General features: G+C 74.0%; 1 protein-coding gene. It reads left to right on the top strand.

Annotated features, from left to right (window positions below; translation table 11 throughout):
- Positions 1-5,957: amino acid adenylation domain-containing protein (locus ACFXB5_RS52065; protein ID WP_385222739.1), on the top strand; the 5,957-nt coding region annotated here is incomplete at both ends.

Below are 5,957 nucleotides of genomic sequence, written 5' to 3' on the forward strand. Positions count from 1 at the left end.
ATGCGTCCGGTGTTGGGTGTGGTCCCGGGTGTGGTGGCGTTGCAGTTCGCGTCGTTCAGCTTTGACGCCGCCGTCCTCGACGTCGCCGTCACCCTCGCCGCCGGTGGCACCCTCGCCGTCGCCACCACCGCCGAGCGCAACGACCCGCGGGCGCTGGCGGAGATGATCGGCCGGTGTGGGGTGCGGGTGGCGAGTGTGGTGCCGTCGCTGCTGGGCGTGCTGGATCCGGATGCTGTGCCGGGTGTCAGCAATTGGGTGCTGGGCGCCGAACGGCTGAGCGCGGAGCTGGCTGGTCGGTGGTCGGCGGGTGCGCGGGTGTGGAACACCTACGGGCCGACCGAGGCCACCGTCATCACCACCGCGACCGTCACGCCGCTGGATGCCGCGCTGGAGGAGGCCCCGCCGATAGGCCGTCCCCTCCCCAACGCCCGCGTCTATGTGCTCGACCAGTTCCTCAAGCCGGTGCCCGTGGGCGGTACGGGCGAGGTGTACATCGCCGGTGCGGGCCTGGCCCGGGGCTATATCGGTCGGCCGGACCTGTCCGCCGAGCGGTTCGTCGCCTGTCCCTTCGCCGCCCCGGGCGGCCGGATGTATCGCAGTGGCGACCTGGCCAAATGGACCGAAGAGGGTGATCTGGTCTTCGCGGGCCGCGTCGATGAGCAGGTCAAGGTCCGCGGCTTCCGCGTCGAGCCCGGTGAGATCGAGGCCGTCCTCAGCGGCCACCCGGCCGTGGCCCAGGCCGCCGTGGTCATCCGCGAGGACCGCCCCGGGGACCGGCGCCTCGTCGCCTATGCGGTGCCCGCCGGTGAGCTCGACCCGGCGGCCCTGCGCAGCCTCGCCGCCGACCGGCTGCCCGAGTACATGATCCCGGTCATCGTGACCCTCGACGCGCTGCCGCTCACCGTCAACGGCAAGCTGGACCGCGCCGCCCTCCCCGCCCCCGACACCGCGGGCACCCTCGAGGGCCGTGCGCCCGCCACCCCCACCGAAGAGATCCTCTGCGGGCTCTTCGCCGAAGTCCTCGGACTGAACCATGTGGGCGCCGACACCTCCTTCTTCGAGCTCGGCGGCGACTCCCTCCTCGCCATGCGGCTCATCGCCCGCATCCGCCCCGTCCTCGACAGCGAACTGCGCATCGCCGATCTGTTCGCCACTCCGACCGTCGCCGACACCGCCCGCCGGATCGACGCCGAGCACGGCGACGCGCGGCCACCGCTGGAGCCGCAGCCGCGCCCCCAGCACCCCGAGCACCTGCCGCTGTCGTACGGGCAGCAGCGGATGTGGTTCCTCAACCGGCTCGCGACCACCGGCGAAGACGCAGAGGCCGCCGGGGCCGCCGGGGGCATCGCGGGTGTCTACAACATGCCCCTCGCGCTACGCCTCTCCGGCCACCTCGACACCGGCGCGCTGGAAGCCGCCCTCGCCGACGTCGCCGACCGCCACGAGAGCCTGCGCACGGTGTTCCCGGAGACCGACGGCGTTCCGCGGCAGCGGGTGCTGGACGGCCCCGTGGCGCATCCGCCACTCGTGGTCGTCGACCTCCCCGCGGACCGGGTCGAGGCGGAGCTGAGCGCGCACGCAGGCCGCGGCTTCGAGCTCAGCACCGAACTGCCTTGGCGGGCGCGGCTGTTGGTCACCGGACCCACCGAGTACGTACTGCTCATCGTGGCCCACCACATCGCCGCCGACGGCTGGTCGATGGGCGTCCTCGCGCGGGACCTCAGCACGGCCTACGCCGCCCGCCGGCAGGGCCGGGCGCCGGTGTGGGAGCCGCTGCCGGTGCGGTACGCCGACTTCGCCCTCTGGCAGCGGCGGCTGCTGGGGGAGCGGGGCGACGCGGACAGCCTGCTGAGCGACCAGCTCGCCTACTGGCACGACGCCCTCGCCGACGCGCCGCAGGAGCTGGCGCTTCCGGCCGACCGGCCGCGCCCGGCGGTGTCGTCGTACGCGGGCGGCCTGGTCCCCGTACGGATCGACGCCCCCACCCACGCCCGCCTCGTCGGGCTCGCGCAGCGTGGCGGGGCCACGGTGTTCATGGTCGTGCACGCCGCGCTGGCGGCGCTCCTCGCCCGGATGGGCGCGGGCACGGACATCCCCATCGGCACGGCCACCGCGGGCCGTGGCGACGCCGCGCTGGACGGGCTGACCGGCTTCTTCGTCAACACGCTCGTGCTGCGCACCGACCTGAGCGGCGACCCCGCCTTCACCGAACTCCTGGCCCGGGTGCGGGAGACCGACCTGGCCGCGTACGCCCATCAGGACGTGCCCTTCGAGCATCTCGTCGAGGACCTCGCGCCCTCGCGCTCGCTGTCCCGCAACCCGCTGTTCCAGGTCATGCTGTCGCTGCGGAACGTTCCGCCCGCGCAGTGGGACCTGCCCGGCCTCCAGGTCCGGCCCACCCCGCCCGGCTCCCTCGCCGCCCGCTTCGACCTGTCCGTCGACCTGTCCGAACACCGCGACGAGGACGGCGGCCCGGCCGGTATCGGCGGTGACATCTTCTACGCCACCGGGCTGTTCGACGAGGCCACCGTCCAGGCCCTGGCCCGGCGGCTGGCGGCGGTGCTGGAGCAGATCGCCGCCGATCCCACCGTGCCCCTCAGCCGACTGCGGATCCTCGACCCGGCCGAGCGGGCGACCGTCGTCCAGGACTGGAACCACACGGCCCGCAGCGTGCCGGAGGGCACGCTGGCCGAGCTGTTCGAGGCACAGGTGCGGCGGACCCCCGATGCCCTGGCCGTCGTCGGGGCGGAGCACGGCCTGACGTACGCGGAGCTGGAGGAGCGCGGCAACCGGCTGGCACACGAGCTGATCGCCCGTGGCATCGGCCCCGAGGACCTGGTCGGCGTGGCCATGGAGCGGTCCGTCGAGCTGATGGCCGTGCTGCTGGCCGTGGTCAAGGCGGGCGCGGGCTATCTGCCCATAGACCCCCGGTATCCGGCGCGGCGGATCGCCTTCATGCTGGCCGACGCCCGGCCGAGGCTGGTGCTGTGCACCGGCGAGACCGAGGCCGTGCTGGGCGTCGGTGGGACCGAGGCCGCGCCATGCGGCGATGGGGCCGAGGCCGCGATGTGCACCAGTGGGCCCGAGGGGGTGCTGGGCGCCGACGGGACCGAGGCCGTGCTGGGCGCCGACACGCCGCCCCGCCTGGTCCTCGACGCCCCGGAGGTGACCGCCGCGCTGGCGACACGCCCGGCCACCGCCCCCGGCGACGCCGACCGCGTTCGGCCGCGGCGGCTGGCGCACCCCGCGTACGTCATCTACACCTCCGGCTCCACCGGCACCCCGAAGGGTGTCGTGGTGACCCACGGCGGAGTGGGCAGCCTGGCGGCGAGCCACATCACCCGGTTCGGGTCCGGGCCCGGCGCACGCGTCCTGCAGTTCGCCTCGCCCAGCTTCGACGCCGCGTTCGCCGAGTTCTGCACCGCCCTGCCCGCCGGGGCCACCCTCGTCATGGCGGACCGGGACATGCTGCCGCCGTACGGGTCGCTGGCCGACGTCGCCGCAGAGTTCGGTGTGACCCATCTGACCGCGCCGCCGTCCGTGCTCGCCGCCGCCGACGAGCTGCCCGCCACCGTGACCACCGTCGCGGCCGCGGGCGAGGTGTGCCTGCCCGCGCTGGTGGCACGGCTGGCGCCGGGGCGGCGGATGCTGAACGCGTACGGCCCCACCGAGGCCACCGTCTGCGTCACCCTGAGCGACCCGCTCACCCCGGCCGACGCCGACGCCCCCGTACCGATCGGACGCCCGCTCGAGAACGGGCAGACGTATGTCCTGGACGAGTTCCTGCAGCCCGTCCCCGCCGGTGTCACCGGAGAGCTCTACCTCGCCGGCCCCGGCCTGGCCCGCGGCTATCTCGGCCGCTCCGCGCTGACCGCCGAGCGCTTCGTGGCCTGCCCGTTCGCCGCCGCCGACGAACCCGGCGCCCCCGGCGGGCGGATGTACCGCACCGGTGACCTGGCCCATTGGACCCCCGACGGCCAACTCGTCGTCGTCGGACGGGCCGACACCCAGATCAAGATCCGCGGCTTCCGGGTGGAGCCCGGCGAGGTCGAGGCCGTCCTCGCCACCCACCCGACCGTCCGCCGGTCCGCCGTCGTGGTCCGCGAGGACCGCCCCGGGGACCGTCGGCTCGTCGCCTACGTCGTCCCCGACGAGGAAGCGGACACGGCCGGACTACGGGAGTACGTGGCGGAACGGCTGCCCGACCACCTGGTTCCGGCCGCCGTGATGACACTCGACTCCCTCCCCGTAACGGTGAACGGCAAGCTCGACCGCGACGCCCTGCCCGCCCCCGACTACACGGGCCTGACCGGCCGCCGCGCCCCCGCCACCCCCATCGAAGAGGCGCTGTGCGGGCTGTTCGCCGACATCCTCGGCCTCGACCAGGTCGGCGTCGACGCGTCGTTCTTCGCGCTGGGCGGCGACTCGCTGCAGGCCATGCGGCTGATCGCCCGAATCCGCGCCGTCCTGGACACCGAGCTGAGCATCCGGCAGCTGTTCGCCGAGCCGACCGTCGCCGGCGTCGCCCGGCAGCTCAACGGTGGGGGCGGTGTGCGGCTCCCGCTCACCCCGCAGCCGCGGCCGGAGGTCGTACCGCTGTCGTTCGGGCAGCGGCGGATGTGGTTCGTCAACCAGATGGAGGAGGCCCAAGAGGGCGGCGAGGCCGCGTACAACCTGCCACTGCGCTACCGCGTCTCCGGCGACCTCGACCTGCCCGCGCTCGAAACCGCCCTGGGCGACCTCGCCGACCGGCACGAGAGCCTGCGCACGGTCTACCCCGAAACGGACGGCGTGCCGCGCCAGCACGTCCTCGACCCCTCGGCCGGACGCCCGCGCATGGTCGTCCTCGACACCCCCGCCGCCCGGGTCGAGCAGGTGCTCGCCGAGCAGACCCAGGAGCGCTTCGACCTCAGCGCCGACCTCCCGTGGCGGATCCGGCTGCTGAAGACCGCTCCCGCGGAGTACGTCCTGCTGATCGTCGCGCATCACATCGCGGTGGACGGCTGGACGATGGACCTGCTGCTCAAGGACCTGGAAGTGGCCTACGCCGCCCGTCGGGAGGGGCGGGCGCCGGTGTGGGAGCCGCTGCCGGTGCAGTACGCCGACTACGCGCTCTGGCAACGCCGTCTCCTCGGCGACCTGGACACTCCCGACAGCCTGATCAGCGCCCAGCTGGACCACTGGCGGCGGGCCCTGGCCGACGCACCCCAGGAGCTGGCACTTCCGGCCGACCGCTCCCGGCCCGCCGTGTCCTCGCACCGTGGCGGGGCGGCCGGGGTACGGATCGATGTGCCCACCCATGCCCGGCTCGTGGAGCTCGCCCGACGCGGCGACGCCACGATGTTCATGGTCGTACATGCCGCGCTGGCGCTGTTGCTGTCGCGGATGGGCGCGGGGAAGGACCTTCCGATCGGCACGGCGGTCGCGGGGCGTGGCGACGCGGCGCTGGACGGGCTCGCCGGTTTCTTCGTCAACACGCTCGTCCTGCGGACCGATGTGAGCGGTGACCCGACCTTCGCGGAGCTGCTGGCCCGGGTGCGGGAGACCGACCTGGCCGCCTACGCACACCAGGACCTGCCCTTCGAGCACCTTGTCGAGGAACTCAACCCCACCCGCTCACTGGCCCGGCACCCGCTGTTCCAGGTGATGCTCTCCGTGCAGACGATGCCGCCCCAGGACTGGAAACTGCCGGGAGTCGAGGTGCGGCCGATGACGCCCGGGGCCGCGGCGGCCCGGGTCGACCTGTCGCTGACCCTGGCCGAACACCGGGACGGCGAGGGCAACCCCGCGGGGATCGACGGCGATCTGCTGTATGCCACGGACCTCTTCGACGAGGCCACCGCGCACACGATGGCGGAGCGACTGGTCCGGGTGCTGGAGCAGATGGCGGCGGACCCGGCGCGGCGGGTGAGCGAGGTCGAGGTGCTGGGGTGCGGTGAGCGGGAGCGGGTGGTGGA

Origin of the sequence: Streptomyces sp. NPDC059455 (genome assembly GCF_042750115.1) — a bacterium.
Classification (GTDB): domain Bacteria; phylum Actinomycetota; class Actinomycetes; order Streptomycetales; family Streptomycetaceae; genus Streptomyces; species Streptomyces endocoffeicus.